Source organism: Amycolatopsis sp. NPDC104775 (genome assembly GCF_055583325.1).
The window spans coordinates 62,663-87,559 of record NZ_JBVJOE010000012.1 but is presented as its reverse complement, the minus strand read 5'-3'; the positions used below and the strand labels follow the sequence as shown (position 1 = coordinate 87,559).

General features: G+C 68.8%; 29 protein-coding genes and 1 tRNA gene. 18 read left to right on the top strand and 12 right to left on the bottom strand.

Annotated features, from left to right (window positions below; all coding sequences use genetic code 11):
• The first annotated feature begins 6 nt into the window (after positions 1 to 6).
• A complete protein-coding gene (locus ACZ63D_RS37645; RefSeq protein ID WP_465359094.1) occupies positions 7 to 519 on the top strand; it encodes a pyridoxamine 5'-phosphate oxidase family protein in 513 nt (170 codons plus the stop codon).
• Between the two features lie 56 nt (positions 520 to 575).
• Positions 576 to 1,430 carry an SDR family oxidoreductase gene (locus ACZ63D_RS37640; protein WP_465359093.1) on the top strand — a complete coding sequence of 285 codons (855 nt, stop codon included), beginning with the start codon at positions 576 to 578 and terminating at the stop codon, positions 1,428 to 1,430.
• Positions 1,431 to 1,442: 12 nt separating this feature from the next.
• On the opposite strand, the gene wzt is transcribed toward ACZ63D_RS37640, so the two are convergent.
• Positions 1,443 to 2,189, bottom strand: coding sequence for a galactan export ABC transporter ATP-binding subunit Wzt/RfbE (wzt, locus tag ACZ63D_RS37635; protein ID WP_465359092.1), 747 nt, complete (start codon positions 2,187 to 2,189; stop codon positions 1,443 to 1,445).
• A gap of 61 nt (positions 2,190 to 2,250) precedes the next feature.
• Here wzt and ACZ63D_RS37630 point away from each other — a divergent pair, with 61 nt between their 5' ends.
• From ACZ63D_RS37630 to ACZ63D_RS37620, 3 genes are all read left to right on the top strand, one after another.
• Positions 2,251 to 2,880, top strand: coding sequence for a TetR/AcrR family transcriptional regulator (locus ACZ63D_RS37630; protein ID WP_465359091.1), 630 nt, complete (start codon positions 2,251 to 2,253; stop codon positions 2,878 to 2,880).
• 16 nt (positions 2,881 to 2,896) lie between these two features.
• Positions 2,897 to 2,969, top strand: a tRNA-Arg gene (locus ACZ63D_RS37625).
• Between the two features lie 106 nt (positions 2,970 to 3,075).
• Positions 3,076 to 3,477 carry a WapI family immunity protein gene (locus tag ACZ63D_RS37620; RefSeq protein ID WP_465359090.1) on the top strand — a complete coding sequence of 134 codons (402 nt, stop codon included), beginning with the start codon at positions 3,076 to 3,078 and terminating at the stop codon, positions 3,475 to 3,477.
• Positions 3,478 to 3,514: 37 nt separating this feature from the next.
• Here ACZ63D_RS37620 and ACZ63D_RS37615 read toward each other — a convergent pair whose 3' ends face one another.
• Positions 3,515 to 4,117, bottom strand: a complete 603-nt coding sequence (locus ACZ63D_RS37615) for a TetR/AcrR family transcriptional regulator (protein ID WP_465359089.1) — start codon at positions 4,115 to 4,117, stop codon at positions 3,515 to 3,517.
• Between the two features lie 69 nt (positions 4,118 to 4,186).
• On the opposite strand from ACZ63D_RS37615, the gene ACZ63D_RS37610 reads away from it, so the two are divergent.
• From ACZ63D_RS37610 to ACZ63D_RS37600, 3 genes are all read left to right on the top strand, one after another.
• Complete coding sequence (locus ACZ63D_RS37610; protein ID WP_465359088.1) at positions 4,187 to 5,626, top strand: carboxylesterase/lipase family protein; 1,440 nt, start codon at positions 4,187 to 4,189, stop codon at positions 5,624 to 5,626.
• Positions 5,627 to 5,986: 360 nt separating this feature from the next.
• Positions 5,987 to 6,640: a response regulator gene (locus tag ACZ63D_RS37605; protein WP_009083595.1), complete on the top strand. Its 654-nt coding sequence runs from the start codon at positions 5,987 to 5,989 to the stop codon at positions 6,638 to 6,640.
• Between the two features lie 9 nt (positions 6,641 to 6,649).
• Entirely contained in the window at positions 6,650 to 7,270 is a 621-nt protein-coding gene (locus ACZ63D_RS37600; RefSeq protein WP_465359087.1) for a trimeric intracellular cation channel family protein, read from the top strand.
• A 2-nt stretch (positions 7,271 to 7,272) separates the two neighbouring features.
• Here the strand turns inward: ACZ63D_RS37600 and ACZ63D_RS37595 are convergent, their stop codons facing one another.
• Complete coding sequence (locus tag ACZ63D_RS37595; RefSeq protein WP_465359086.1) at positions 7,273 to 7,644, bottom strand: hypothetical protein; 372 nt, start codon at positions 7,642 to 7,644, stop codon at positions 7,273 to 7,275.
• Between the two features lie 140 nt (positions 7,645 to 7,784).
• Between ACZ63D_RS37595 and ACZ63D_RS37590 the strand changes: the two genes are divergently transcribed.
• The 5 genes from ACZ63D_RS37590 (at position 7,785) to ACZ63D_RS37570 (ending at position 13,587) form a co-directional block, all read left to right on the top strand.
• A complete protein-coding gene (locus ACZ63D_RS37590) occupies positions 7,785 to 8,477 on the top strand; it encodes a response regulator transcription factor (RefSeq protein WP_009083592.1) in 693 nt (230 codons plus the stop codon).
• Entirely contained in the window at positions 8,474 to 9,913 is a 1,440-nt protein-coding gene (locus tag ACZ63D_RS37585) for a sensor histidine kinase (protein WP_465359085.1), read from the top strand. The genes ACZ63D_RS37590 and ACZ63D_RS37585 overlap by 4 nt, the downstream gene beginning before the upstream one ends.
• 119 nt (positions 9,914 to 10,032) lie before the next feature.
• The gene (locus ACZ63D_RS37580) at positions 10,033 to 10,833 is read left to right on the top strand and encodes a DeoR/GlpR family DNA-binding transcription regulator (protein WP_465359084.1); all 801 of its coding nucleotides are present in this window, start codon (positions 10,033 to 10,035) and stop codon (positions 10,831 to 10,833) included.
• Entirely contained in the window at positions 10,830 to 11,900 is a 1,071-nt protein-coding gene (gene galT, locus ACZ63D_RS37575) for a galactose-1-phosphate uridylyltransferase (RefSeq protein ID WP_465359083.1), read from the top strand. Before ACZ63D_RS37580 ends, galT begins: the two co-directional genes overlap by 4 nt.
• 79 nt (positions 11,901 to 11,979) lie before the next feature.
• Positions 11,980 to 13,587, top strand: a complete 1,608-nt coding sequence (locus tag ACZ63D_RS37570) for a S1C family serine protease (RefSeq protein ID WP_465359082.1) — start codon at positions 11,980 to 11,982, stop codon at positions 13,585 to 13,587.
• 296 nt (positions 13,588 to 13,883) lie between these two features.
• Here the strand turns inward: ACZ63D_RS37570 and ACZ63D_RS37565 are convergent, their stop codons facing one another.
• The 5 genes from ACZ63D_RS37565 to ACZ63D_RS37545 form a co-directional block, all read right to left on the bottom strand.
• The gene (locus tag ACZ63D_RS37565) at positions 13,884 to 14,330 is read right to left on the bottom strand and encodes a hypothetical protein (protein ID WP_465359081.1); all 447 of its coding nucleotides are present in this window, start codon (positions 14,328 to 14,330) and stop codon (positions 13,884 to 13,886) included.
• Positions 14,327 to 15,475 (bottom strand): molybdopterin-dependent oxidoreductase, encoded by a 1,149-nt coding sequence (locus ACZ63D_RS37560; RefSeq protein WP_465359207.1) that lies wholly within the window; start codon positions 15,473 to 15,475, stop codon positions 14,327 to 14,329. Before ACZ63D_RS37560 ends, ACZ63D_RS37565 begins: the two co-directional genes overlap by 4 nt.
• A 65-nt stretch (positions 15,476 to 15,540) precedes the next feature.
• Positions 15,541 to 16,170: a class I SAM-dependent methyltransferase gene (locus ACZ63D_RS37555; protein WP_465359080.1), complete on the bottom strand. Its 630-nt coding sequence runs from the start codon at positions 16,168 to 16,170 to the stop codon at positions 15,541 to 15,543.
• Complete coding sequence (locus ACZ63D_RS37550; RefSeq protein WP_465359079.1) at positions 16,167 to 16,838, bottom strand: TIGR04282 family arsenosugar biosynthesis glycosyltransferase; 672 nt, start codon at positions 16,836 to 16,838, stop codon at positions 16,167 to 16,169. Before ACZ63D_RS37550 ends, ACZ63D_RS37555 begins: the two co-directional genes overlap by 4 nt.
• Positions 16,835 to 17,479, bottom strand: a complete 645-nt coding sequence (locus ACZ63D_RS37545) for a glycosyltransferase family 2 protein (RefSeq protein ID WP_465359206.1) — start codon at positions 17,477 to 17,479, stop codon at positions 16,835 to 16,837. The genes ACZ63D_RS37550 and ACZ63D_RS37545 overlap by 4 nt, the downstream gene beginning before the upstream one ends.
• 159 nt (positions 17,480 to 17,638) lie before the next feature.
• On the opposite strand from ACZ63D_RS37545, the gene ACZ63D_RS37540 reads away from it, so the two are divergent.
• The 3 genes from ACZ63D_RS37540 to ACZ63D_RS37530 are packed head-to-tail and all read left to right on the top strand — an operon-like array spanning position 17,639 to position 20,798.
• Complete coding sequence (locus ACZ63D_RS37540; RefSeq protein WP_465359078.1) at positions 17,639 to 19,042, top strand: hypothetical protein; 1,404 nt, start codon at positions 17,639 to 17,641, stop codon at positions 19,040 to 19,042.
• A gap of 8 nt (positions 19,043 to 19,050) precedes the next feature.
• Positions 19,051 to 19,752 (top strand): response regulator transcription factor, encoded by a 702-nt coding sequence (locus ACZ63D_RS37535; protein WP_465359077.1) that lies wholly within the window; start codon positions 19,051 to 19,053, stop codon positions 19,750 to 19,752.
• Positions 19,749 to 20,798 carry a sensor histidine kinase gene (locus ACZ63D_RS37530; RefSeq protein ID WP_465359076.1) on the top strand — a complete coding sequence of 350 codons (1,050 nt, stop codon included), beginning with the start codon at positions 19,749 to 19,751 and terminating at the stop codon, positions 20,796 to 20,798. The genes ACZ63D_RS37535 and ACZ63D_RS37530 overlap by 4 nt, the downstream gene beginning before the upstream one ends.
• Before the next feature lie 18 nt (positions 20,799 to 20,816).
• On the opposite strand, the gene ACZ63D_RS37525 is transcribed toward ACZ63D_RS37530, so the two are convergent.
• On the bottom strand, positions 20,817 to 21,665 hold the full coding sequence (locus tag ACZ63D_RS37525) for an MBL fold metallo-hydrolase (protein ID WP_465359075.1): 849 nt from the start codon (positions 21,663 to 21,665) through the stop codon (positions 20,817 to 20,819).
• Between the two features lie 53 nt (positions 21,666 to 21,718).
• Positions 21,719 to 22,780: an NAD-dependent epimerase/dehydratase family protein gene (locus ACZ63D_RS37520; protein ID WP_465359074.1), complete on the bottom strand. Its 1,062-nt coding sequence runs from the start codon at positions 22,778 to 22,780 to the stop codon at positions 21,719 to 21,721.
• A gap of 123 nt (positions 22,781 to 22,903) precedes the next feature.
• Between ACZ63D_RS37520 and ACZ63D_RS37515 the strand changes: the two genes are divergently transcribed.
• Both ACZ63D_RS37515 and ACZ63D_RS37510 read left to right on the top strand, forming a co-directional pair.
• Positions 22,904 to 23,404, top strand: coding sequence for a MogA/MoaB family molybdenum cofactor biosynthesis protein (locus ACZ63D_RS37515; protein ID WP_465359073.1), 501 nt, complete (start codon positions 22,904 to 22,906; stop codon positions 23,402 to 23,404).
• 64 nt (positions 23,405 to 23,468) lie between these two features.
• Entirely contained in the window at positions 23,469 to 23,642 is a 174-nt protein-coding gene (locus tag ACZ63D_RS37510; RefSeq protein WP_465359072.1) for a hypothetical protein, read from the top strand.
• A gap of 4 nt (positions 23,643 to 23,646) precedes the next feature.
• Here ACZ63D_RS37510 and mscL read toward each other — a convergent pair whose 3' ends face one another.
• Positions 23,647 to 24,066: a large-conductance mechanosensitive channel protein MscL gene (mscL, locus tag ACZ63D_RS37505; RefSeq protein ID WP_465359071.1), complete on the bottom strand. Its 420-nt coding sequence runs from the start codon at positions 24,064 to 24,066 to the stop codon at positions 23,647 to 23,649.
• Between the two features lie 74 nt (positions 24,067 to 24,140).
• On the bottom strand, positions 24,141 to 24,800 hold the full coding sequence (locus ACZ63D_RS37500; protein WP_465359070.1) for an SAF domain-containing protein: 660 nt from the start codon (positions 24,798 to 24,800) through the stop codon (positions 24,141 to 24,143).
• Positions 24,801 to 24,897 lie beyond the last annotated feature (97 nt).

The window sequence follows — 24,897 nt, the reverse complement described above, 5'->3', positions numbered from 1 at the left end:
ACCACCATGGAACCGCAGGAAGTCGCCGAGGTCCTGAACCGCCCGTACAGCCGCGAACTGCTCGCCCGCGACATCGCCCGGCTGGCCTATGTCGCGAAGGACGGCACGCCGCGCAGCGTCCCGATCGCGTTCAGCTGGAACGGCACCGAGATCGTCTTGTGCACCACCAAGAACGCCCCGAAACTGCCCGCGCTGCGGGCGAACCCGATGGTCGCGCTGACCATCGACACCGAATCGCACCCGCCGAAGATCCTCCTCGTCCGCGGCCGCGCCGACCTGGACTACGTCGACGGAATCCCGGAGGAGTACCTGGAAATGAACGGCTCCTACGAGATGACGCCCGAGCAGCGCGTCGAATGGGAGGCCGAAATCCGCTCGCTGTACGTCGACGGCATGGTCCGCATCGTCGTCACCCCGACCTGGGCGAAACTGATCGACTTCGAAACCACGCTGCCGTCGGCCATCGCTGAGTTGGCTCAGCGGCGGGCCAAGGCGGAAGCGGATCCGGCGGCCCACTGATCCACTACACTGGCTCGTTCACACGACGCGGTTCCTCGACACGCGAAGGCGGCGGCATGATCCTGGTGACGGGTGCGAGCGGCAACGTAGGGTCGGCGCTGGTCAACCAGCTGCGCGCGGCCGACGTGCCCTTCCGCGCCGCCTACCATTCCCCAGAGAAGGCAAGGAAAGCCGCCGCCGACGGAATCGACGCGGTCCCCGTCGAAATGTCCAATCCGGCTACCCTGCAACCAGCACTGGCCGGAGTGTCGAAGGTGTTCCTGCTGGGCGCGATGAGCCCCAATCAGACCGGCAACGAGTCCAATGTGGTCGAAGCCGCCGTGTCCGCCGGCGTCACGCACGTAGTGAAACAGTCCCTATGGCGAGCGGACGAGGAACTCACCCCGATCGCCCGGCTGCACCGTCCCGTCGAGCGGATGCTGGAAACGTCGCCGTTGTCCTGGACATTCCTCCGCGCGAACTTCTACTTGCAAGCCTTCTCGGGAAACTGGGCCACCACCATCCGGTCCGGAAATTTCTTCGCCAGCCCGCTGATCCGCGGTCCCATCGCGTTCGTGGACGCCGAAGACATCGCCCGCGTCGCATTCCACGCCCTAACCGAAGACGGCCACGGCGGCAAGGCATACGCGCTCACCGGCCCCGAAGCACTGACCTACGACGAGGCCGCAGCCGTGCTATCCGAGGTTCTCGGCCGTCCGATCGCCTACCGTGGAATGTCGAATGAGCAAGCACTTTCCGCACTGGCTGAGGCCGGAATGTCGCCGTTTCACGCCAAAGCACTGGTTGAGGTATGCAACACGTACCTGGACGGCGGCGCGGAAACCGTAACCTCCACAGTCGAAGACGTCACCGGCGAGCGACCGCGAAGCTTCCGCGAGTTCGCGACCGCGCACCGCCATTGCTTCGAATAACCGCTTGTGTTCCTACACCGCAGCCTTCCCGCTGTAGGCAGCGAGCACTTCGGACAACGACCCGTGCTGCCTCACCCGGCCTTCATCCATCCAAAGGGCCGTGTCGCAAAGCTCCGCGAGCAATTCGTCGGAATGATTCGCGAACACCAGAATCCCTGACCGCTTCACCAGATCCTTGAGCCGATCGCGCGCCTTGGCGAGAAACGCCGCGTCAACCGCGCCCAGTCCCTCGTCAAGCAACAGAATCTCCGGATCAATCGTCGTCACGACCCCGAGCGCGAGCCGCACCCGCATCCCCGCTGAATAAGTGCGCAACGGCAACTGCAAATAATCGCCAAGCTCAGTGAACTCCGCGATGTCCTCAACCCGCTTCGCCATCTGCCGTCGGCTCATTCCTAGAAACAACCCCTGCACCAGGATGTTCTCGCGTCCAGACACCTCCGGATCGAGCCTCACCCCGAGATCGAACACCGGCGCGACCCGCCCCTCAACCCTCCGGATCCCACGCGTCGGCTCATAAATCCCCGACAACAGTCGCAGCAACGTGGACTTCCCAGCCCCGTTATGCCCCACCAACCCGACCCGATCGCCCTCGCCGAGCCGGAACGACACGTCCCGCAACGCCTCGATCACCGGCACCCTCGCTCCGCTGGCGATCCTCCCGCCGACCTTCCCGAGCACGCGCTTCTTCAACGACCGGGTCTTGGCGTCGAAGACCGGAAAGTCGACGTAGGCGTTGCGCACCTCGATTGTGACCATGGGCACCCTCCCCTGAATGTGAACGCAAATTACCATTCGCATCCGTGGTACCGTGCCACAGGTGAGCCAGCCGACCGAGGGTTTCCGCCCGCCGCAACAAGCGCGCAGCCGCGCTTCGCTGCACAAAGTCCTGACCGCCGCCGAACACGTCCTGGCCTCACAAGGCTTGGAGTCCTTCACGGTCGCCGCGGTGGCTTCGCAGGCGGGGATGTCGGTCGGCACGATCTACCGCCGCTTCGACGGCAAGGAGCAGTTGCTGCACGCCGTCAAAGACCGCCTGTTGACCCAGCTGGAGACGAGCGTCCGCGATGCCCTCCGCTCAGCCTCGCCGGACCTCCACTCGACCTTCCGCGCCTTCGTAACTGCCCTAGCTGAGACCTTTGCCGACCACGACCGAATCTTCCCGGAACTCCTAGACGCCCAACGCTCCGACGGCCGAGACCGCGGCCTGGCGGCGCTGTCCGCGATCCAGGACGCCCTACTGGAAGCTCTACCGGCTCAGACCGACCCCCACGGCGCGAAAATGGCAGCCCGAACGATCATCGGCGCGTGCGTCCACCGAGCCGCGACCTGCCGATTCTGGCCAGACGACCAGTCGTGGACGAGCTGGTCAGGGGAGGCCGCGGAAATGGCACTGGCGTACCTGACTTCACCAGCCGCAACCCCGGCAACGGCCCCCGCTAGGATGTAGCCAGCAGCACGCGACTGCCCTCGTAGCTCAGGGGATAGAGCACGGCTCTCCTAAAGCCGGTGTCGCAGGTTCGAATCCTGCCGGGGGCACATCTTTCCTGGTCATGCGAGGTGCTCCACCAGGCAGTTGGGTCACCCGCTTGCAGCTGTGGGCAAACAAAACCCGCGCGATCGAACGGGGTCCTACGCTGCCCAGATGATAAGTCGCGCGGCGGACGATCTCGCATCCGAGATGACCTGGCAGGCCGGAGACGTCTCGCTCACGATCCAGGTCGCGTCCAGTCACGACGGATATCAGAAGGTCGTCATCAGCGCTGCTCGCGAAGGGTTCAGCGCTACCCGCCGATCCTGGCTTGATACCGGTGACATCGAGCGGTTCGCCGACGAAGTTCACCGCATGTGGACGCACCTGGCTGGTACCGCCGAGCTCAGTGGCGAACACGGCACCGAGTTCTCAGTCAAGCTAACTATGAGCAGCGGCGGTCATGTCGACGTTGACATTGAGATCAACCAGCCGTGGGCAAACCTGCGTATTGAAGCGGAGACTGATCAAACGTACCTGCCCGCTCTCCACGATGGCCTGCTCGCACTACGCTGAATCGACGGATCAGTTCAGCCGACGCCGCCGCGAAGACTCAGCCACCATTGCTCGACTCAAGAAAAAGCCGATCCAAATACTGATCAATAGCCACCAGCGCAGCACGAGGCTCAATCACATCCAGCTCAAGCAGCGGCGTCAACCCAGTCAGCGCAAGGACCAGATTCGTCTCAACAGCCGGGTCGCGATCGGCCGCGATATGCCCGTCGGCAATGGCTTGCCGGATCAGGGCCTCGACCAGCCCTCGTTTCTCGCGTAACTCATCGCGCAATCGAGCGTGCAACTCCGGATCATGCAGCGCTTCGAGAACGTACGCGGCGCTCATCCGGCTGGTGGCGCGGGCGTCGGGATGCAGCGGCAACATCTCGGCGAGCGTTACGCGCAGCACCTGCCGAGGATGCGTGGCGCCGGCGAGGCCCTCGGCGACCCGGTGAGACGTCTGCTCCGCGGCGAACTCCATCGCGAACGTGAGCATCGCGGTCCGAGTCGAGAAGTAGTGCTGCACCTGCCCGAGGGACGCATCCGCCTCCCTGGCGACCTCTCGCATGGTCGCCCGGTTCCAGCCTTGCTGCGCTATCACCCGCCACAACGCGCGCGCGATCGCTTCCCGGCGCTCGCGGTGGTCGACCTTCTTCGGCACGCCAGCCCTTCCCCTCGTTTCAATACAACCGACATAATACACTTGACTTGAAAACCGAGGGGGCTGAGAATGATCGACAAGACGCAGCCAGCGGTCCGGACGGTCGAGGGGGCCGTGGCGGGCCGCTGGCGGGCGGGGATGGCGGAGTTCCGCGGGATCCCGTATGCCCAGCCGCCGGTCGGTGCTCTCCGGTTCGCCGCGCCGGTCCCCGTTTCGCCTTGGGACGGCACGCGGCAGGCGACCGAGTTCCGTCCGTTGCCTCCGCAGTCCGGGCCGGTGCAGATCGAATCAGCGCACGAGATCGACTGGCTGACCCTCAACGTCTCGGCGCCGGATCCGGACGCGGCGGGGTTGCCAGTGCTGGTGTGGCTGCCGGGTGGCGGGTACGTCATTTCGGTGAGCAGCGACCCGACCTACGATTCGACGCTGTTGTGCGCGGCCGGATTGGTCGTCGTGAGCGTCAATTACCGGGTCGGCGTCGAGGGGTTCGCGTTCATCGACGGCGCGCCGGCGAACCGTGGGTTTCTGGACCAGATCGCTGCCTTGGAGTGGGTGCAGCGCAACATTTCTCGCTTCGGCGGTGATCCGGCGTGGGTGTGTGTCGCCGGGCAATCAGCGGGAGCGGGGTCGGTCGCGGCCCTGCTGGTGTCGGCGCGAGGGTTGTTCCAGCGCGCGATCGCCCATTCCGTACCTGGCATCTTCGCCCGTCCCACGCTCGCGAAGCAGGTCACCGAAGCGCTCGCGAAAGGGCGGTCGCTGCGGGACGTCGATCCTTGGCAGTTAGCTGACGACCTCACCGCATTCAATGCCGCTCTGCCGGGTCAGCACGATCGCTGGGGTCCCATGGCCCAAATCGGGGCTGGCGTCTGCCCTGTTCTGGACGACGCTGCCCTTCCTCAAACGCCCTGGTCCGCTCTCTCGGACGGCGTTGACCTGCTCGTCGGCCACACTCGCGATGAGTTCCGGCTGTTCTCCGTCATGGCCGGGCGGGCAGGTACGTTCACCGCCGAGGACGCACAAACAGCGCTCGATCTCTTCGCTCCAGACCCGGACGGCTACCGCACTGCCTACGCGGAAGCCAGTCCGGAGGAGCTGATGGAGATCGTCTACTCGGACGCGCTTTTCCGGATGCCGAGCCAGCAGCTGGCCGAGGTGAACGCGCTAGCCGGCGGTCGGTCGTATCTGTTCGAGCTGTGCCTGTCCGCGCCCAGTCTTGGTGCCTGTCACAGCCTCGATGTGTCCCTCGCGTTCGGGACCCTGGACAGTCCCGTCGGCCGCCAAGTGTTCGGTGAGGTGCCTGACGCCGCAACGCTTCGGGCGTCCGACGAGCTTCGGCAAGCTTGGATCAGCTTCGTTGCCACCGGTGATCCGGGTTGGTCGGCCTATCGTCCCGGCCAGCGGTTAACCCGGGTGATCGACGTCGAGTCGAAGACGGTTCCCTACCCGGAAGAGGCGTCGCGGAAGATCTGGGAGAACCACGCCCCGGTTCCGTTCAGTTTTCCAGCGTAGCTACGGGCGACCCGTTACCCAGCGCTGCGCGTCGCGCTGAGTCGTCTCACGAGGTCCAGCAGCGAGACTCGGCCTGCCCGTCAACGGGGCGCACCGCCGTGCGCACTCGGCGGCGGTGCCTCAAACTCAGCTGAACACCACAAGTCCTTCTGGATCGGTTCGGCAACCCGGTGAGACCCACCTCATGTCGTCACTCAAGTGGGTGACGTGCAATCGGGTCTCCTGCTGTTCTCAGCCGCTCCGGTGGACCAGCCGAGTCACCTGGTCGTGTCTGGTTTCGAAACCGTGAACAACAGTAGGTAATCTTCCGTAACGGGTGCGGGGAGCCGCCTCCAACCCACGGTCTGCCGGAGGGCTTCGTTGATCAAGCTCATGTTCGCCGACGACGAGGAACTAGTTCGGTCGGGGCTGCGCGCCATGATGTCCGGGGCTTCGGACATCGAGATCGTGGGCGAGGCAAGCGACGGCAGATCGGCGGTCGAGGTCGCCCGTCGCTATCACCCTGACGTCGCGCTGCTCGACATCAAGATGCGCGCCCCTGACGACGGCATTCGCGCGCTTCGGGCCATCCTCGCGCTGCCCGATCCGCCCACCGTCGCCATGCTCACCACCTTCGACATCGACGAGTACGTCAGCCTCGCGCTGCGGCTCGGCGCCAACGGCTTCCTGCTGAAAGACATCGACCCGGCGGCGCTGCTGCGGGCCGTGCGCGACCTGGCCAAGGGCGGTGCCGTCCTCGATCCGGGCGTGGCCGTGCGCATGGTGCAGAGTCACCGCGACGAACAGCGGGCCGCGCAGCCGGCGCGCAAGCTCCTGGCCTCGCTGTCCGAGCGCGAACGCGAGGTTGTCGCGCTGATCGGGCAAGGGCTGTCGAACGCCGAGATCGGCGGGCGGCTGCACCTGTCCGAGGCGACCGTGAAGGGCTACGTCTCGGCTGTGCTGTCGAAGATCGGCGCGGCCAACCGGGTGCAGGCCGCGCTCCTGGCCTACCGCGGCGGGCTTCTCGACCAGTAGAACCAGCACATGCTGCTGACCGCGCTCGAGTTCCTCGGGCTAGGGGCGTTCGCGGCGTCCGGGGCGCTCGCCGCGGTCCGGGCGCGGCTGGACGTGTTCGGGGTCGTCGTGGTCGGCCTGACCACGGCGCTCGGCGGCGGCATCATTCGCGACGTGCTTCTCGGCATCCATCCGCCGACGTCGCTGCGCAACTGGCCGTACCTGGCCGTCTGCGCGGCGACGGCGCTGATCGTGTTCGCCTTCCATCCGCAGGTTGCCCGGCTGCGGCACGCGGTGCTGCTCGCCGACGCGGTCGGGCTCGGCGTGTTCGCGACGGCAGGGACGACCCTGGCGCTCAACGCGGGCGCGACCGGGTACGCCGCGTGCCTGATCGGCATGACCAGCGGCATCGGCGGCGGCGCGCTCCGCGACCTGCTGCTGCGGGAGATTCCGCTCGTGCTGCGCAAGGAGATCTACGCGATGGCCGCGCTGACCGGCGCGGTCTGTGTCTGGGCCGGGCACGCCCTGAACCTCCCGGCCGGCGTGGTCACGACCTTCTCCGCGGTGGTCGTGGTCGCGATCCGCGTGCTCGCGCTCTGGCGACATTGGAACGCGCCGGTCGCGCGGCCGCCGGAAGAGCGTTCGCTCTGATGTCAGCTGCAGATGTGGATGTGCTTCCCGCCGACACAGGTGCGCGCGTGCGGGTGCGGAATGTGCGGTACGTGCACGCTGCCGCCTGAGTCGTCGGGCAAAGGCGCGCCGGTGGACCCAGTTCCGGTGTAGACGGGATCGTCAGAGGGGAGCGCGTATGTCGGCGTCGAGGTGGACGTGTCCGCGGTCGTCGAAGGTTCGGAAGATGAGGGCGGACTGTACGCGGGGATCGAGGGCGTGAACGGGACCGTCACGGAGGCAGGCGCGGTAGTCCCGGCGTCCTTGCTGCTGCACGCGTTGCCGATCAGCCCGATGACGGCGAGTACACAGATTCCCGCCAGCCAGCCGGGGCCGAGCCGTTTCCGATGGGCCATCAGCGCTCCTCGTTCTAAAGTTCAGCTGATGGTCGCGGCCGCCGCCCCACCTGTTACCCGCCGCACTCCGAGGGAACGCTCTTTGTGTGTTCTGCGTGTGTTCTTAGGCGGGTCTCAGCACTCTGCGTAAGACTGACGGCATGCGCATCCTCGTAGTGGACGACGACCGTGCCGTCCGTGAATCGCTCAGGCGGTCTTTGGAGTTCAACGGCTACACCGTGGAGCTCGCGAGCGACGGTGCGCAGGCTTTGGAGACGATCCTCGCCAACCGTCCGGACGCGATGGTGCTCGACGTGATGATGCCGCGCCTCGACGGGCTCGAAGTGGCCCGCCGGCTCCGCAGCACCGGCGACGACCTGCCGATTCTCGTGCTGACCGCCCGCGACACCGTCTCCGACCGGGTCTCCGGCCTCGACGCCGGCGCCGACGACTACCTGCCCAAGCCGTTCGCCCTGGAGGAACTGCTCGCCCGGTTGCGCGCCCTGCTGCGCCGCGCCGCGCCGGACGCTCAGCAGGGCGAGACGTCGGAGGTGCTGTCGTTCGCCGACCTCACGCTGGACCCGGGCACTCGCGAGGTCCGCCGCGGCGGACGCGAGATCAGCCTCACCCGCACCGAGTTCGCGCTGCTCGAGCTGTTCCTCTCGTACCCCAAGCACGTGCTGACCCGCGGAAGGATCCTGGAGGAAGTATGGGGTTACGACTTCCCGACGTCGGGCAACGCGCTGGAGGTCTACGTCGGCTACTTGCGCCGCAAGACGGAGGCGGAAGGCGAACCGAGGCTGATCCACACGGTGCGTGGAGTGGGCTACGTCCTGCGCGAGACCCCGCCGTGACCGACCATCCGGCGGGCGCGCACGCCGCGCCGGAGGGGGAGGTCCCCGACCCGCGGGGCACCCGGTGGAGCACCCGCCGGTTCTCGCTGCGCGGCCGCGTCACGCTGCTGGCCGCCGCTTGCGTGGCAGGCGCGGTGGCGCTCGTGTCCCTGTGCGCGTACCTGGTGGTGCGCAACAACCTCCTCACCCAGCTCGACGACAACCTGCTTGCCCGGGCCCAAGCTGCGGCGAACTCGCCGCAGGTGCCGACCGACCAGCTGCGCGAGGTGCCGGGTGCCCTCCTGGCCAGCGCTGACCTGCAGATCGGCCAGCTCAACGGCCTCACCGGCGACCTCATTTACCCGCAGCCGGGCACCCGGCCGCCGGTCGGCCCGGCTGAGATGCGCGTCGCGACCGGCGTGCTGCCGCAATCGCTGCGCACCGACGCGACCACCGGCATGCGGGTGGTCGCGGTGCCGCTCGGGCACGGGCAGGCGATCGTGCTGGCGCAGTCGATGGCTCCGACGATGCGCGCGCTGAACCAGCTGTCCGTGGTGCTGTTCCTGGTCGGCGGAGCCGGGATCGTGGTGGCCGCGGGCGCGGGCACAGCGGTCGCCCGCGCCGGTCTGCGCCCGGTCGACCGGTTGACGTCGGCCGCCGAGCGAGTGGCCGCGACCGGCGACCTGCGTCCGATCCCGGTGAGCGGCGACGACGAACTCGCCCGGCTCACGCACAGCTTCAACATCATGCTCGGCACGGTCGCGGACTCGCAGGAACGGCAGCGGCAGCTGGTCGCCGACGCCGGGCACGAGCTGCGCACTCCGCTGACGTCGATGCGCACCAACCTCGAACTGCTGCTGTCGGCCAACCGTCCGGGCGCGCCGTCGCTGCCGGACGAGGACCGCGCCGACATCGAGGCCGACATCCGCGGCCAGCTCGACGAGCTCACCCAGCTCATCGGTGACCTGGTGGAGCTGGCCCGCCAGGACGAACCGCGCGAGCAGGCCGAACGCGTCGACCTGATGGAGGTGGTCGAGCGTGCGCTCGACCGGGCGCGCCGCCGGGCGGGCGAGATCGAGTTCGAGGTCGCGCTGCAGCCGTGGGTGCTCACCGGCGACAACAGCTCGCTCGAACGCGCGGTGCTGAACCTGCTGGACAATGCGGTGAAATTCTCGCCGCAGGGTTCGCGGGTGCGGGTCACGCTGCGTCCGCTCGGCGACGGCACCGCGGTGGTCGAGGTCGCGGACTCCGGGCCCGGCATCGCCGAGGAAGACTTGCCCAAGGTCTTCGACCGTTTCTACCGCTCGTCGGAAGCGCGTACCTTGCCCGGATCGGGTCTCGGGCTGGCGATCGTGAAGCACGCCGCCGAACGGCACGGCGGCACGGTTTACGCCAACCGGGCCCCGGAAGGCGGCGCTTTGCTCACGATCCGGCTACCGGGGGCGCCCGTCGCCTGAATCGGCCGTACCGGTTGGCCGTCGCCCGGCAGGGGGACGCTCGATCTGCACGTCGCACACACCCGATGTTGAATCGTGTAGGATTTTGTGCAGTTGATGGGTGTGCTTGGGGAGTGGCGGTGCTCGCGCGGCAGCGACAGGCGATGATCCTCGAGGAAGCACGCCGGACCGGTGCGGTCCGGGTCAGTGACCTCGTCGCGAGGCTCGGCGTCTCCGATATGACGGTCCGCCGCGACCTCGACGTGCTCGCGGGCCGCGGCCTGGTCGAGAAGGTCTACGGCGGCGCGACGTCGCTGGTCGGCAAGAGCACCGACGAACCGGGGTTCGAGGCGAAATCGGTGCGGCAGCGCGCGCAGAAGGAAGCCATCGCCGAACTGGCGGCCACCCTCGTCAAGCCGGGCACCGCGATCGGATTGTCCGCGGGCACCACCACCTGGACGCTCGCGCACGCGCTCGACGGCATCGAGGGCCTCACCATCGTCACCAACTCGATCCAGGTCGCCGACGTGCTGCGCAACGCCGGACAGCCGGACCGGACGGTGGTCCTCACCGGCGGCGTGCGCACTCCGTCGGACGCTCTGGTCGGCCCGGTTGCGGTGCAGAGCTTGCGGACGCTGCACCTCGACCTGGTGTTCCTCGGCGTCCACGGGATGGCGGTGGGACCCGGGTTCACCACCCCGAACCTCACCGAGAGCGAGACCGACCGCGCGCTGGTGGAGGCCGGACGGCGGCTGGTGGTGCTCGCCGACCACACGAAATGGGGCACGGTCGGCATTTCCACGATCGCGGACCTGGAAGAAGCGCAGGTCGTGGTGACCGACGACGGCCTGGACGAACGCGCGCGGGAAGACCTCGCGGAGCGGGTCGGAGAACTCATGATCGCCGAAACGGCGGAGAACCTCGAGGCAGAAGAAGCGTGAAACGCACTGTGCGGCACCTGGCCGACGGCCGGGAGATCATTTACTTCGACCACACCGACGCCGTCGAACGGCTCGCCGCCGACACCCGGGACCTGCCGCCGGTCGCGGCGGCCTCGGAAATCCGCCGCGACCCGCTGACCGGCGAGTGGGTCGCGATGGCGGCGCACCGCCAGACGCGCACGTATAAGCCTCCGGCCGACCTCTGCCCGCTCTGCCCGACCCGGCCGGGCAAGCCGAGCGAAATCCCCGAAGCCGACTACGACGTGGTCGTGTTCGAGAACCGGTTCCCGTCGTTCTCACAGCAGGCCACCGGTGAATCGTCCACTGTGGACGGACTCGGCCTGGTGCCGACCGCGCCTGGTCTCGGCCGCTGCGAGGTCGTGTGCTTCACCAGCGACCACGACGGCGCCTTCTCCCGGCTGACTCCGGAGCAGGTGCGCCTCGTGGTGGACGCCTGGGCCGACCGCACCGCCGCGCTCGCGCGGACGCCCGGCGTCGAGCAGGTCTTCCCGTTCGAGAACCGCGGCGAGGAAATCGGCGTCACGCTCTCGCATCCGCACGGCCAGATCTACGGCTATCCGTTCGTCACGCCCAAGACCGAGCGGATGCTCGCGGTCGCGCGCGAACACGGCGGATCGGTGCTCGGCGAGGTGCTGGCGGCGGAACAGAAATCGGGCGAGCGCGTGATCGCCGCGGGCGAGCACTGGACGGCTTTCGTGCCGCCCGCCGCGCGCTGGCCGGTGCACATCCAGATCGTGCCGCATCGGCAGGTGCCAGACCTTCCCGCGCTCACCGATGCCGAGCGCGACGACTTCTCCCGCGTGTACCTGGATGTGCTGCGCCGATGCGACGCGCTGTACGACCGCCCGCTGCCCTACATCGCGGGCTGGCAGCAGGCACCGGTGCGGCGGGACCGGGAGCTGTCGTGGCTGCACCTGGAGCTGTTCTCCGTGCTGCGGGCCAAGGACAAGCTGAAATACCTGGCCGGATCCGAGTCGGGCATGGCGGTCTGGATCAACGACGCCACCCCGGAACAGATCGCGGAGCGGCTTCGCACGGCAGGCTGACCGCGACTCGCGGCATACTCATCTACGAAACACAGGTTCGACTCAGGAACCTCTCAGGCCCAGCCGCTTAGGTGAGGACATGACCGAGAACGACCCCCACGTGCCCGACTCCGCGGCGGGTCGCCAGGACCCGGGCGCCCAGCCGGGCGCCGAAGGCCAGGCGGCCTGGCAGCAGACCCCGGCTCAGCCGGAGCAGCCCTCTTCCGCTGGAGACGCGGGACAGCCAGCTTCCAGTGCGACTGGTTCGACTGCCGCGTACGGTTCGGCCGCTGAGGGCTCGGCAGGGACGTCCGGCTCCGGTACGGCGAGCGGTGACGCTTCCGGTGCGTACGGAGCGCCCGCGGGGCAGTACGGCACCGCCCCGGCCTACGGCTCCGCTCCGTCTGGGAGCACGCCGAATCCGTGGTCGGCCCAAGGCGCGGCCGCCTCACCCGCTGGCGTGCCCCAGAGCGGCCCGAACCCGGGCGCTCAGCAGCCCGCGCCGGGTCAGCCGTATGGCAGCCAATATCCCGGCGGAACGCAGACTCCTTCCCATGGGATCCCGGCCAATCCTTACGGCGCACCGGGAACGTCGGTGTACGGCGTTCCCGCGCAGCGCGAGAAGAAGGGGTCGGCAGGCAAGCTCCTCGCGAGCGTCGCCGCGATCTCGCTCGTGATCGGCGGCGTGGCGGGCGGGACCGTCGGGTACCTCACCGGCGGGTCCGGTTCGTCGGTGAGCGCGCTCGACGCGCCGAAACCCGCGCAGCAGACCGGCAACGTGCCCGCCGGCTCGGTCGAATCGGTGGCGCAGAAGCTGTCGCCGAGCGTGGTCGAGCTGCAGGTGTCCGGCCGGACCGCGGCGGGCGAGGGCTCCGGGTTCGTGCTCAGCAGCGACGGCTACATCCTGACTAACAACCACGTCGTCCAGGTCGCCGCGAACGGCGGCCAGATCCAGGCGGTGTTCCAGGATGGGAAGAAGGCCGCGGCGAAGGTCGTCGGCCGGGACCCGACCACGGACATCGCCGTGGTGAAGGTGTCCGGCGTCGGCAACCTCACGCCGGTCGAGCTGGGCCGTTCCGACGACCTGCGGGTCGGGCAGCAGGTGGTCGCCATCGGCTCGCCGTACGAGCTGACCGGCACGGTCACCTCCGGCATCGTCAGCTCACTGCACCGCCCGGTGCAGGCGGGCGGCGACGAGACCGACCAGACCACGGTGATGGACGCGATCCAGACCGACGCCGCGATCAACCCCGGCAACTCGGGCGGTCCGCTGTCGAACATGAGCGGCCAGGTCATCGGCATCAACTCGGCCATCTACAGCCCGAATTCCGGCCGCGGCCAGGGCAGCGGCGGCGAGGGCGGCAACGTCGGCATCGGCTTCGCCATCCCGATCGACCAGGCTCGCCGCACCGCGCAGGACATCATCAAGACCGGGCACGCGACCCAGACGTTCATCGGCGCGAAGGTCACCGACGCGCCCCAGGGCGGAGCCCAGCTCGGCGACATCACGCCGGGCAGCCCGGCGGAGAAGGCGGGCCTCAAGCCCGGCGACGTGGTGACCAAGATCGACAACCGCGTCATCGACAGCGCCAACACGCTCGTCGCCGCGATCCGCACGCGCGCCCCGAACGACCAGGCGACCTTCACCCTCGCCAGCGGCCGTACGGTGCAGGTCACCCTCGGCGGGCAGGCGGTACCGGCCAACTAGATCGCTCGGCCGCCGAGGCGCGGCCGAGACCAGCCACGGCTCGACCCCCCCTTCCGCGCTGGGGCCGAACCTTTGCAGGCCACGCGCGACCGGATCAACCGTGCCGGTCGCGCGTGGCCGTTTTCACGGCCAGCACCCGAAAACCGGCTCGCGCACGAAAACACGAAGAGGCTCTCCGTGCCGCCTCCGACTCGGCACGGAGAGCCTCTCCGCGTGCGGTGAGGTGCCCACGCGCACGCTGACCCAAACGCCGAATCCGCGGGAAAATTCCGGTTCCGGAAGAAAACCCAGGTCAACTATGCGCGCGTCCGGATTTTCCGCGCCGCACGATGTCGAAACCAGACAATCCGGACGGCTGCCACGGCCAGGACGGCACTCCACACCACCGCGAGTGTCACCGCCAGCCCGAGCCACGTGTTCCCGTCGTGCAACCCAGGCTTCGACGGCACGCCATAAGTGCGCCACAGCAGCGGGAACGCCACGAAACCCAGCACCGCGGTCAGCGCTGCGCCTACCTGCACCGGCCCTCGCCACGGCCGCGGCAGGACCCGAGCGAGCAGCAGGCCGACCACCGCGGCGACCGGAGCGAACACCGCGTCGTTCACGATCGGCCCGCCGCCGATCCACAGCAGCGTCGTGAAGCTGTCCGGCCATGCCGGTGCCGCATAGTCGAGGAACAGCACGACCCCGTACGCCAACGCGGCTAATCCGGGCAGCGCCAGCGCAATCCGTGCGGTCTTCACTGCACCTCCAGCTTCGAGACCCACTTCGTCTGCAGCAAACCCGGCCGGCTGGGTGCGATCACGCGGCAGGGGTAGCCGTGGTCGAGGTTCAGCACCTCGCCGTTCAGTTCCAGCGCCAGCAACGTAAGCGGGTCAGCTGTGTGCTCGCCAGGCAGCACGCTGACGCCGTACAGGCCGTTCTTCTCCAGCGACGACACCCGCACGGACACGCCAGGTGAGCTTCCCGCTGCGCGCAGCAGGTCGGGGAACGAGATCCCGCGCCACGTCGCCATCTGGCTCCACCCTTCGACGCACGCGATCGGCAAGTCCACAGTGGTCTGCGGCAACGCCCGCAGCTCCGCGAGCGTGAACTGCCGTGTCCCCGCCGGAGTGACCACGGAGAGCCGCCATCCTGGGTCCTGCGCGATCCGCGTTACCTGCGCTGCCACGGCTGTGCGGTTTACTGGCAGCTTCTGCGTGCCCTTATCCGATCGCCACGAGAGTCCGGAGACGTTCCGCAGCGCTGGGACTGTCGCTCCCGCCGTGGCCAGCACCGCGACTCCGGTCGCGATCCCAGTGGTGGTCAGGAATCCTCGGCGTGACAACCCAGGGCCAGGAGACTGAGCGGGTGCGCGTTCCCGCGTCAACGCCCGCCGGATCACCGGGAGCTTCACCGCGACGTGGACGAAGATCGACCCGATCGCCACCCACGCCACCGCGTAGTGCACCTGCGGAAAGTAGAAGTTCCACGGGTAATTCTGCGCAACGTTGAGCAGCCCTGAACTCAGCTCGAAGAACGCCGCCCCGGACAGGACGAGGATCGACAGCCGCTCCATCGCGTGTGGCACCGAACGCACCAGCGGCCGCTCGAACAGCTTCGGGTAGACGCTCCACAGTTTGGCCAGCAGCAACGGAATCGCCGCTATCCCGGACAACACGTGCGCACCCTGCGTCACCCGATACAGCCACACCGGCCGACTGGGCCAGAAGAACCACTCCGGCGGATGCTGGATCAAGTGGCTCAGCAGCCCGGTGACGAAGCAGATCAGAAACGCGAGCCCGAGCAGGCTGCCCACCCGAGTTGTCGCGCGCTCGCCGTGCGCGCCGCCCTTGAACTGCTCCGCCTTCGGGACCTGGCGATCGACGGCCCGGGCCCGTTCGCTCACCTTGGCTTGCACTGAAGTGACCCGAGCGTCTAGCGCACGCCACGCGGCCGCCAGCCGTCCGCGTTTCACGCGCGCGCCAGCTTCGCGAACCAGCGGTGCCCGCGACTGGTCGTCCACACCACACGAAAACCAGTCCGTACGGCGATTTCCGCGATGGCGTCGACTCCCACCCACGCCCAGGTGAACCACCGTCCGCCAGCGGGATCCGGTCGCAGGCGCACGTGGTCCCGGCGCACTCCGTGGCCCGGTTTCTCCAACTCCACGAGCACGTCACCGTCCGGCATGAGCAGTTCGTGCACTCGCCGCAGCAGCGCATCGGGATCGCCACCGATCCCGATGTTGCCGTCAGCCAGCAACACGTGCTCCCATCGCCCCTCGCCGGGTAAGCGAGCGAAAACGTTGCGCTGCAACGCGCTTGCTCCGCGACGCCGAGTCATGCGGACCGCGACCGGCGAACTGTCCACGCCGAGAGCTACCACCCCACGGCGCGCCAAAGCGGCGGTAAGACGCCCGGGCCCGCAGCCGACGTCGAGCGTCGGACCTGCGCACGCGTCTAGCAGCACAGCGTCGCCCGCGCCGCAGCCGTCCGCCCAGCGACCCACAGGAAGCTCGACGCGGCCACCGTTCGCAAGCTCCAGCCAGCAGTGGTAGCCAAGCAGTCCGCGGTCGAATTCCCGGCCAGTCGAGAGTTTCACGCCACCACTCCCACCTCGTCGACTGCGGCCGCGAACCTGCTGTTCGGCCGGATCGCGGCCACTCGCAGCGCGTCCGCCATGGTGTCCACATCGGACAGTGTCGGTAGCTCGCCAACTCGAAGCCCCGCACCTTCCAGTGCCGCGCGAGTGCGGAATCCGGTGTCCGACCGAGACATCGGAACTCCGGCGAGCACCTGTGCCTGCCGCGGGTCAGCCAGCCCAAGTCCCCACCAGCCACCGTCTTCCGCGGCACCCAGCACTGCGCGGCTGGCTCCGGTGACGACCGGCTCGATCGCCGAAGCCAGCAACGCGGGGGAGACCTGCGGCGTGTCCATGCCGATCTGCAGCACGGGCAACCCGACGTGCATCGCGGCGGTATCGGCGTGCGCATTGACTAGCCGTGCGCCGAAATCCCAGCCTCGCTGCGCGATCACGGTGGCTTCTCGCAATGCTCGACCGATTTCGGTGCCCCGCGCCGCCGCGGCGAGGTCGCCCGTCATCGCCACCACCGTGATCGCGCCGTCAGTGGCGAACGCAGCGTCCAGCGTGTCCAGCAGTGCGGACGCGGCGATTTCCGCAGCCTGTTCCGCCGTCGCGGGCGGGCACAACCGAGTCTTTGCGAACCCCGGCACCGGGGCCTTCGCGATCACAAGCAGGCAGAACGTCATCGGGCCAACGCCCGCCCGAAGTCCCGTACCGCCCGTAACGTGCCGCGCACCGAACCGGACACCTTCGATTTCGTGCCCTGCGCCCGTTCCCGGTAAGCGACGTCGAACTCCTGGACTACCCAGCCCGCGCGCTGCGCCTTTACCAAGAGCTCAAGCGGATAGCCAAACGCCCGGTCCGTGACGCCCAGAGCCAAAAGTTCCCGGCGACGCACAGCCCGCAACGGCGCGATGTCCCGCACCGGCAGCCCGCGGGTCCGCAAGAGCAGCGAGAGGACGACGTTGCCCGCTCTGGCGTGCCAAGGCCAAGCCGCGCGGGACACCGGCACCCGTCGCCCGACCGCGAGGTCAGCACCGTCCACGACCGCGGCAACCAGCCGTGGCAATTCGGCCAGATCGAGCGACCCGTCGGCATCCGCGAAACAGACGATGTCGGCGGTCGCGTTCTCCAATCCGGTGTGGATGGCGGCACCATAACCGCGCCGCGGCTCGTCGACGACTTTCGCGCCGTGCGCAGCCGCGACTCCGGGGGAACCGTCGCGTGACCCGTTGTCCACGACGATCGCGCGATACCCCGGCGGCAGGCTGGCGAGCACGCCGGGCAGCGCGGCCGCCTCGTCGAGGCAAGGGAGGACGACGTCCACTCCGAATTCGTTCACGAGGCGTACGGTAAGTCTGGAAAGGACAGTGCAGAACCCTTGCTGTGCTTACCAAATCCTGACGTCCGGCAGGATCTTACCGAGTTCTCACGGATCCGCCGGATACCTGCCGGACGGCCACCAGCGCGGCTATCGTGACCGGCGATGAGCGAGTCGACGAAGGCTGCCCGGCTCGCCGAGCCGCCGCCCCCGGTACCCGTCCGTCCCCGGTTCCGCGCTGATCTCGTGACGGTCGGCGTCACCCTCGTGGTGATCGCCGCCGCCACCGCGGTCGGCGTGTATTACAACCGGCCAGGCTCGGACGTGGTGATCTACGCGTTCGCGCCGCCGTTGTTCGCGCATTGGCTGCCGCACGTCGGCCCCGGCTCGGTGTTCGCCGTCCTGATCGCCGCCGGCGTCGTCCTGTACGGCCCGGCCCTGGCCGCCCGGTTGTCGTGGCGGCGCGCCCTCATCGCGGGCTACCTGGCCTCCCTCGCCTGGATCTTCTCCCTCGCCATGGTCGACGGCTGGACGCGCGGCTTCACCGGCAGGCTCACCACCCCGCAGGAATACCTGCACGAAGTCCCCGGCATCACGGACATCCCACGTTTCCTGCGCGAATTCTCCTCGCGCATCCTCGATTTCCAGCCGAACTCGTGGACCACTCACGTGTCCGGCCACCCGCCCGGCGCGACCCTCGTCTTCGTCTGGCTCGACCGGCTCGGCCTCCACGGCGGTGCCTGGGCGTCGACCGCGGTGGTGCTGGTGGCCGCGCTGGTCGCGGTCGCGGTGCCAGCGACGATCGCGCTGCTCGGCGATCCTGACGCGGCCCGCGCGGCGTTGCCGTTCGCCGTGCTCAGCCCTGGTGCGGTGTGGCTGGGCGTGTCCGCCGACGGCCTCTTCGCCGGTGTGACCGCCACCGGCATCGCGCTGCTTGCCCTCGCCTCCGTGGGCTTCCGCGAACGCCGTGGTTACGCCTGGCCCACGGCGTTGGCGGCCGGAATTCTCGTCGGATTCGGCATCTTTCTTTCCTACGGCCTCGTCCTGCTCGGCCTGGTCGCACTCGCCGTCGCCTTGCTCGGCAGGCAATGGCGTGCCGCTCTGGTCGCCGTTCTCGGCGCGTTGGCCGTGGTCGCCGTGTTCGCGTTCGCTGGATTCTGGTGGTTCGACGGCTACCACCTCGTGGTCGAGCGCTACTACCAGGGCGTTGCGCTAGTGCGGCCGTATTCCTACTGGGTGTGGGCCGATTTGGCCGCCGTGGCGGTCGCGTGCGGACCGGCAGTCGTCGCAGCGACCCGCCGAGGGGTGGCCACCGCGATCTTCTTGCCCTCTCGCCGGACTATCCTGCGCGATCCAGTGCTCCTGATCGTGGCGGCCGCCGTGCTCACGATCGTTTTCGCGGATTCGTCCGGCCTGTCGAAGGCTGAGGTAGAACGGATCTGGCTACCGTTCGGCGCGTGGCTGATCCCAGCCACGGCACTGCTTCCGGCGGGCCACCGCCGCTGGTGGCTGGCCGGACAGGCGGTGGTCGCGCTCGCGGTCAACCACCTGCTGCTGACGAACTGGTGAGGTGAGGCATGGAGGACCAAGCGGGTCGCGTGCTCGTGGTCGACGACGACGAGACGGTGCGCGACGTCGTCCGTCGCTACCTCGAAACCGCCGGTTTCACCGTCGACCTGGCCGGTGACGGTACCGCTGCGCTCGCCCAGTTCGCCGAGCGCGTGCCGGACCTGGTGGTGCTCGACGTGATGATGCCCGGCCTCAACGGCCTGGAGGTGTGCCGCCGACTGCGGCAGACGAGCCAGGTGCCGATCGTCATGCTCACCGCCCTCGGCGAGGAGGAAAACCGCATCGCCGGGCTGCAGCTCGGGGCCGACGATTACGTCACCAAACCGTTCAGCCCCAAGGAACTCACGCTGCGCGTGGCCTCCGTGCTGCGCCGGGCCCGGATGCCGCGGCCCGAGCCACCTACGGCGGAGCTGGTGGACGGCAACCTCCGGCTCCAGATGACCGCCCGCCAGGCGACGCTCGACGGCGCGGTGCTGCCGCTGACCACGCGCGAGTTCGATCTCCTCGCGTTTTTCCTCTCTCATCCCGGCGTCGCGTTCAGCCGGGCTGACCTGCTGGAGAAGGTGTGGGGCTGGGACTTCGGCGACCAGTCCACGGTGACTGTCCACGTGCGACGGTTGCGCGAGAAGATCGAACGTGACCCAGCCAAACCGATCCGGGTCGCGACGGTGTGGGGCGTCGGCTACCGCTACGACCGGACCCGGTCATGATCGGCTCGGGCGAGTCGGCGTGGGAGATCTTCGTCCACGTCCTGCATATCCTGCCGCTCGCTCTGCTGTTCGCCCTGCCGGTGGCAGCGCTGGGCGGGCTAGTGCTTTACCTGCTGCGGCACCGGTCGCTGGCCACCACGATGACCACGCTCGTGCTGACCCCGGTCGCCGCGATGCTGGTCGGGATCCTCGGCGTGAGCGGCTTTATGTTCACCGAGGCACTGACCACCGAGCTGCTCGTGTGCCTGCTCGTCGCACTGGTGGCGGTGCCCGCGGCGATGGTGCTGGGCCGGGTGATCGCGCGACGCAGTGTGTGGGAACGCGAGGCGCGGGAACGCGAACGCGCGGCGGAGGCGTCGCGTCGCGAACTGGTCGCGTGGATCAGCCACGACCTGCGCAGTCCGCTCGCCGGGATCCAGGCGATGGCGGAGGCACTGGCTGACGGCGTGGTTTCGGAACGCGCCGAGGTGACCGACTACGCCCGGCGCATCAGCGGGGAGACCACCCGGCTGTCCGGCATGGTGGGCGACCTGTTCGAGCTGTCCCGGATCACCGCGGGAGCGCTCGAACTGAGCATGTCGGCGGTGCCGCTGCGCGACGTGGTGAGCGACGCGGTCGCCGCGCAGGCACCGGTGGCTGACCGCAAACGCGTGCGGGTGCTGGAAAACGCGTCCGCGTGGCCGGTGGTGTCCGGCAGCGATCCGGAGCTGGCGCGGATCGTGCGGAACCTCGTGTCCAACGCCATCCGGCACACCCCGCCGGACGGCACGGTCGCCGTGCAGATCGGCATCGACGGCGACCAAGCGCTGCTGGCCGTGGACGACGGCTGCGGCGGAATTCCGGACGACGAGATCAACCGGGTCTTCGACGTCGCCTTCCGCGGCACGCAAGCCCGCACCCCCGACCGCAGCGGCACCACCAGCGGCGGCGGACTGGGCCTGGCCATCGCCAAGGGCCTGGTGGAGGCACACCGGGGGCGGATCGGCGTGCAGAACCACGGCCCAGGATGCCGCTTCGAGGTGCGATTGCCCCTGGCGGCTTCCTGAATCGTCTATTGTGGACGGTCAGGACGCGGCGACCGCCGACACCGGCTCCACGGTGCGGTCGGTCGCGATCCGGAAGAATGGCTCGTCGGGGAAATGCGCTGCGGCGACGATCGTGCCGGTGCCGACCACCTCGCCGAGCCAACGGCGGCGAGTCAGCTCCGCCTGACCGGGATCGACGTCGGATGCCGCGCCGATCGTCGGGTCGGCCATCTGCTCCGGGATCTGGAAGACATCACCGACCAGGACCACGCGCCGGTCCTGATCCACGACTTCCAGTACGTAATGCCCTGGCGTGTGTCCGGGTGCGTGCCGGACGGTGACGCCGGGAGCGACCAGTTCACCGTCCAGCAACGGACGCAGTTTGCCCTGAGCGCGGACTGCTTCCAGCGCTACCCGGCCGCGGTCGTGCCGCCCCGCCGGTTCGACGAACGCCGCCCAGTCAGGTGCGCCGTACCGCACTTCGGCATTCGGGAAGTACGGCTCGCCATTCGGCGCGACCCAGCCGATGTGGTCGGCATGCAGATGCGTCAGCACCACAATGTCGACGTCTTCGCGGGCAACCCCGGCCTCGTCGAGCGCTGCGGGCAGCCCGCCGGTGAGCTCCGGCTCGATCGCGTCGACCACCGGGTGCAGCTGCTCCCGGGAATGCTGCGGCAGATGCGGCTCGCCGGACGGGCGCGGACCGAAACCGGCGTCGACCAGCACCGTCCGGCCGCCGGTCCGGATCACGAACGCGCCAGTGGTCACCGGGACAGTGCTCGGCGCCGAGCGTTTGCCCTGGAGCCCCGGGAAGAACGACGACGGCAGCCGCAGCCGTCCGTCAGTCAGTGCGTGGATCTCGATGTCCCCCACCACGATGGAACGCATGCCCAGCATCAAGATCCGGTGCGGCCGATTCATTCCGGAACGTGATCTTCACCTCATCGGGTGATGGGCGCGCGCAGCTCGGCGGTGGCGAACTCCGCGATGCCATCCGTGAACGACCTTTCCGCCTGGAACCCGAGCAGCTCCCGTGCCCGGGCCGGGTCGGCGACCACGTGCCGGACATCGGCCGGTCGCGCGCCACCGACGATCCGCGGCTCCGGCCCACCGCAGGCGTGGGCCAGTTCGCGGGCCAGGTCACCGACGCTGTGCGGCTGTCCGGAGCAGATGTTCAGCGGCGTGAGATCTGCTTCCGGACCGTCGTTTCGGAGCGCGAGGACGTTCGCTCGGGCAACGTCGTCCACGTGCACGAAATCCCGCTGCTGCCGCCCATCCTCCAGCACGGTCGGTGCTTCGCCGCGCTCCAGCGCCGAACGGAACAGCGACGCCACCCCAGCGTACGGAGTGTTCTGCGGCATCCGCGGGCCGTAGACGTTGTGGTAGCGCAACGCCCAGACCGTGCCGCCGGTCTGCCGCGCCCATGCTCCCGCGAGGTGCTCTTGCGCCAGTTTTGTTGCCGCATAGGTGCTTCGAGGCAACAGCGGGGCGCTTTCGGGCACGAGTTGCCAGCCCAACTCGGCACCGCAGTGCGGGCAAGCGGGTTCGAATCGCCCGGTGTCCACATCGGACTGCCGACGAGGCAGCGGCGGGACGACACCGTGGTCCGCACACGCGTAAAGCCCCTCGCCGTAGACCACCATCGACGAGGCGAGCACGAGCTTGTGCACCTTCGCCGCGTACATCGCGGCCAGCAGCACGGCGGTGCCGTAGTCGTTGTTCAGCGCGTATGAGGGCGCGTCGGAGGGATCCACGCCATGCCCGACTACCGCGGCCTGGTGACAGACCGCGTCGACGCCGTCGAGCAGTTCGGCGACAATTTCGGCGTCGGTGACGTCACCGCGCAGGAAACGGTGCCGCCGGGTGTATTCGGGTGGCGTGGCGGAGCCGTGCGCAGTGGACAGCAGGTTGTCCAGCACGATGACCTCGTCGCCGTCGTCAGCCAGCTGATCGGCGATCCGGGACCCGATGAACCCGGCACCGCCGGTGAGAAGCACTCGCACTCCGCCGACGCTAGGCCGCCTGCCCTGGGGTGCGCGCGGCCTGCGCGGACCACGTCACCGAATCGTCAGAAATCACCGGGCCCGTGGCGGCGGAGCGGGCCCCGAACCGGATACGGTGTCGGCATGGAACGGAGCGCACAGCGGCTGGGCCGGGCACTCGTGGTGATTGTGGACGACCGGGTCGCGCACGGGGAGCACGACGACACCTCCGGGCCGCTCGTCACCGAGCTGCTCGAGGAGGCCGGATTCATCGTCGACGGCGTCGTGGTGGTCGAGGCCGAGACCGCGGGCATCCGCAACGCGCTCAACACGGCGGTGATCGGCGGGGCGGACCTGGTGATCACGGTCGGCGGCACCGGAGTCTCGCCGCGCGACCGCACGCCGGACGCGACCGCCGGGGTGCTCGACCGCCCGATCCCGGGCATCGGCGAGGCCCTGCGCGCCTCGGGGCTGGCCGCGGGCGCGGTCGACGCCGGGATCTCCCGCGGCCTGGCTGGCGTTTCGGGCAGCACGCTGGTGGTCAACCTGGCCGGCTCGCGCGCGGCGGTGCGCGACGGCATGGCGACCCTCTCCTCGCTGGTCCCGCACGTGATCGACGAGCTCTCCGGCCTCGAAGAGGTCTGAGCCCGCTCGTAATGCGGCGAATGTCTCTCTGCACTTGTCAAACAACAGGTGGGACGATGGACCCATGCCGCACGAGGAACGACGCCCCCGCGTGACCGAGGCCCAGCGCCGCCGCCGGGTCGACGAGATCTTCGGCGACGTCCTGCCGGAGACCACGTCCGATGAGCGGGGCCGGGGCCCGGAGACCACTCCGGATTCGTGGTTCCTCGAGAACCGGCCCCCGCATCACGATCAATGACCCCTCAGTTCTCTCGGCTGGAGGGGCCGTTGCCCTGCTGCGCGCGCAGCAGGTCGCGGATTTCGGTGAGCAGCTCGACGTCCGTCGGCTCGGCCGGGCCCTTCTCCTGGCCCCGCTTGCGCCGCTCCTGGACGTGCTTCATCGGCAGGACCATCAGGAAATAGACGACCGCAGCGACGATCACGAAGTTGATCGCCGCGTTGATCACGCCGCCGAAGTCCAGGAACGTCGAGTCGTTGCCATTCAGGACATTGAAGCCGAGGCCCTTCGCCGCGTCGGTTCCGCCGAGCGCGTTGATCAACGGCTTGATGAGGCCGTTGGTGAACGCCGTGACGATCGCGGTGAACGCGGCACCGATGACGACGGCGACCGCGAGGTCGACGACGTTGCCGCGCATCAGAAAGTCCTTGAAACCTTTCAGCACTGCTGCTCCCAGGAGAATCAGGACGGGCGTCTGGCCGCCCTGAGACAGCCGTCGCCCGTCGGGACAGGGTCGGGTTAGCGGAGAGTAACCGTTACCGGTCGTTCGAGCGAGGAAGCGGCGACCTGCGTGGCAACCTGCGCGGGCAACGCAAGCAGCACCAGCGGACCCTTCTGCGGCGGGCCCAGCATGCGGTTCCCGGCGTCGTCGGAACGCCGGACGGTGACGACGGTGGCCCCTCTGGCCAGCACAGACGCGGAATTCGTGGTATCCGCGCCCGCGACGACATCGACGCGCTGGCCCGGCTGAAGGAGCTCGGCGACAGCCGCGTCCGCCAGGCTGACGGCGACGGTGACCGCGCCGGGTTCACCCGTTACGGGGAGGTTGTTGCCGAGGAGCCGGACGTCGGTGATGGGCTCCCCAGCCCGGGCGGCCCCGGCCAGAAGCCGGCCCACCGCCGCGTCGGAAGCTGACAGCGCGCCGGACGGGCGAAGGTCGTCGGGCAGTGCGACGGTCCGCACGTCAGCGGCGCGCAGAACAGAACCCGCGGGCAGGTCCCGCGCGGAGACGACCGTCGAAGTGGCGGGCGCGCCCCGCGCGGAGGGCGGGAGGAATAGGACGAGCAGGCCGGCCAGGAGCAAGGCCGCCGCGAGACACCGGCGGAGCATCCGGGCTCGCCTACCGCGCGGCAGACGGAGGTCCGGCAGCGCGGGAAGACGGCTGAGCAAGGTGTTCACGGTTGTCCCCTCGTCGGTTCCGGTGCGGCGGGATACCGCACGAATCCGACGTTAAGGACGTCGCGAACCGGCCGGAAGGGCCGATTCGCGAACCTGT